General features: G+C 71.4%; 3 protein-coding genes. All 3 read right to left on the bottom strand.

The genetic code is table 11. The annotated features are described in order from the left end of the window. Nucleotides 1-50 precede the first annotated feature (50 nt). Nucleotides 51-593 carry an MOSC domain-containing protein gene (locus ABT300_RS42655; protein ID WP_351688161.1) on the bottom strand — a complete coding sequence of 181 codons (543 nt, stop codon included), beginning with the start codon at nucleotides 591-593 and terminating at the stop codon, nucleotides 51-53. Nucleotides 594-633: 40 nt separating this feature from the next. Next, the gene (locus tag ABT300_RS42660) at nucleotides 634-2016 is read right to left on the bottom strand and encodes an L-serine ammonia-lyase (RefSeq protein WP_351688163.1); all 1383 of its coding nucleotides are present in this window, start codon (nucleotides 2014-2016) and stop codon (nucleotides 634-636) included. Between the two features lie 68 nt (nucleotides 2017-2084). Beyond that, on the bottom strand, nucleotides 2085-3062 hold a 978-nt coding region (gene glyA, locus ABT300_RS42665), incomplete at its 5' end, for a serine hydroxymethyltransferase (RefSeq protein WP_351688165.1).

Genomic DNA, 3062 nt, shown 5'->3' on the forward strand with positions numbered 1-3062 from the left:
GTTTCGAAAGTCCCGTCTGCCGGGCTGCCTCCAGCCCGGCGAGGGCGGGATCAGACGACCTCGAGGGGCATGTGCGGCCCGTCCGGCAGCTCGACCGCGATCGGGTCGCCGGGCCGCACGACGCCCCCGCTCAGCACGACGCCCATGATCCCGGCCCGGAAGACCGGACGGCCGTCCGGAGCCCGCCCGACGACCTGCTTCATCAGACCCTTCTGGAACGCGTCGATCTGCGCGCAGGGGTTGCGCAGCCCCGTCACCCGCACCACGGCGTCCGCGCCCAGCCGCAGCAGCGTCCCGGCGGGCAGTGCGAGCAGATCGATCCCCCGGGTCGTCACGTTCTCCCCGAGCTGTCCCGCGGCCACCTCGAACCCGGCCGCGCGCACCTCGTCGAAGAGCTCCTCGTGGATGAGGTGCACCTGCCGCAGATTCGGCTGCGAGGGGTCCTTCTTCATCCGGAACCGGTGCTTCACCGTGGCTCCGGCGTGCACGTCGCCCTCCACCCCGAGCCCGGCGATCAGCGTGACGCTGTCGCGGTTGGGCTTGGTGAAGGAGTACGTGCCGTTGCTGCTGACGGCGCCGACCGAGCCGCTCATCCTGGGACCCCCGTTCGTCCTGCCGCCCGTTCCCGGCGGTTCAGCACTCGATGATGTTCACCGCGAGCCCGCCGCGGGCGGTCTCCTTGTACTTGACGCTCATGTCCGCGCCGGTGTCCTTCATCGTCTTGATGACCTTGTCGAGGGACACCTTGTGCGAGCCGTCGCCGCGCATGGCCATACGGGCCGCGGTGACCGCCTTGACCGCGGCCATGCCGTTGCGCTCGATGCACGGGATCTGGACCAGGCCGCCCACCGGATCGCAGGTCAGGCCGAGGTTGTGCTCCATGCCGATCTCGGCCGCGTTCTCGACCTGCTCCGGGGAGCCGCCCAGGACCTCGGCGAGCGCCCCCGCCGCCATCGAGCAGGCCGAGCCGACCTCGCCCTGGCAGCCGACCTCGGCGCCGGAGATGGAGGCGTTCTCCTTGAAGAGCAGACCGATGGCGCCGGCGGCCAGCAGAAAGCGGACGATGCCGTCGTCGTCGGCGCCCGGGACGAAATCGAGGAAGTAGCGCAGGACGGCGGGGATGATGCCGGCCGCGCCGTTCGTCGGTGCGGTGACGACCCTGCCGCCTGCGGCGTTCTCCTCGTTGACCGCCATCGCGTACAGCGTGATCCACTCCATGGAGCGAGCCTGCGGGTCGCCCTCGCTGCGCAGCGCGCGGGCGGCCGCCGCGGCCCGGCGGCGGACCTTCAGACCGCCGGGGAGGATGCCCTCGCGGCCCAGCCCCCGGGAGATGCAGGCCTCCATGACGCGCCAGATCTCCAGCAGACCCGCGCGGATCTCCGCCTCGGTGCGCCAGGCCCGCTCGTTCTCCAGCATCAGCGCGGAGATCGACAGCCCTGTCTCCCGGGCGAGCCGCAGCAGTTCGTCGCCGGTGCTGAACGGGTGGGGCAGCACGGTGTCGTCGAGCTTGATGCGGTCCGCGCCGGCGGCCTCCTCGTCGACGACGAAGCCGCCGCCGACCGAGTAGTACGTCTTCTGCAGCAGGGGCGCCCCGTCGGCGTCGTACGCGAAGAGGATCATGCCGTTGGCGTGGTACGGCAGTGATCTCCTTCGGTGCAGGACCAGGTCGCCCGAGACGTCGAAGTCGACCTCGTGGGCGGGACCGATCTCCTCCCCGAGCAGACGGATGCGTCCGCTGGCCCGGATGCGCTCGACGTCCAGGTCGGCCCGGGCGACGTCGACCGTGTGCGGCTCGTTGCCCTCCAGGCCGAGCAGGACCGCCTTGGGGGTGCCGTGGCCGTGGCCGGTGGCGCCGAGGGAACCGAACAGCTCCGCCCGTACGGCGGCGGTCTGGGCCAGCGCCCCGTCCTGCTTCAGCCGCCTGACGAACATCCCGGCGGCGCGCATCGGGCCCACGGTGTGCGAGCTGGACGGACCGATGCCGATCGAGAACAGGTCGAAGACGCTGATTGCCACGCCACGCTCCGTGGAGTCGGAGGGGGCGTGCCGGTCGGTGGCGGCACGCCCCCTGCGGGGGTTGTCGGTTACAGGCCGGGGTAGAGCGGGTGCTTGGCGGCGAGTGCCTTGACTCTCGCCTTGAGGGCTTCGGCGTCGTACGACGGCTTGAGCGCCTCGGCGATGACGTCGGCGACCTCGGCGAAGTCCTCGGCGGTGAAGCCGCGGGTGGCGAGGGCCGGGGTGCCGATGCGCAGGCCGGAGGTCACCATCGGGGGGCGCGGGTCGTCGGGGACGGCGTTGCGGTTGACGGTGATGCCGACCTCGTGGAGCCGGTCCTCGGCCTGCTGCCCGTCCAGCTCGGAGTCGCGCAGGTCGACCAGGATGAGGTGGACGTCGGTGCCGCCGGACAGCACGTCGACACCCGCGGCGCGGGCGTCGGGTGCCGTCAGCCGCTCGGCGAGGAGCTTCGCGCCCTCGACCGTGCGCCGCTGGCGCTCCCTGAACTCCTCGCTCGCGGCGACCTTGAAGGAGACCGCCTTGGCCGCGATGACGTGCTCCAGGGGGCCGCCCTGGAAGCCGGGGAAGACCGAGGAGTTGAGCTTCTTCGCGAACTCCTTGCTCCGGGCGAGGATGATGCCGCCGCGCGGGCCGCCGAGCGTCTTGTGGGTGGTGGAGGTGACCACGTCCGCGTATTCGACCGGGTTCGGGTGCAGCCCTGCCGCGACCAGCCCGGCGAAGTGGGCCATGTCCACCCACAGGAACGCGCCGGTCTCGTCGGCGATCCGGCGGAACTCGGCGAAGTCCAGCTGCCGCGGATAGGCCGACCAGCCCGCGATGATCACCTTCGGGTTGTGGGCCTTGGCGAGCTGCTCGACCTCGTCCATGTCGACGAGACCGGCGTCGTCCACGTGGTACGGCACGACGTTGAACTGCTTGCCCGAGAAGTTGATCTTCATGCCGTGGGTGAGGTGACCGCCGTGGGCGAGGTCGAGACCGAGGATGGTGTCGCCGGGCTGGGCCAGGGCGAACAGGGCGGCCTGGTTGGCGGAGGCGCCGGAGTGCGG

Source organism: Streptomyces sp. NPDC001027 (genome assembly GCF_040299045.1).
Taxonomy (GTDB): domain Bacteria; phylum Actinomycetota; class Actinomycetes; order Streptomycetales; family Streptomycetaceae; genus Streptomyces.

What these genes read in the sequence shown, in the direction of transcription:
- ABT300_RS42655 (WP_351688161.1), bottom strand. Translation starts at nt 593, where the DNA reads ATGAGCGGCTCGGTCGGCGCCGTCAGCAGCAACGGCACGTACTCCTTC.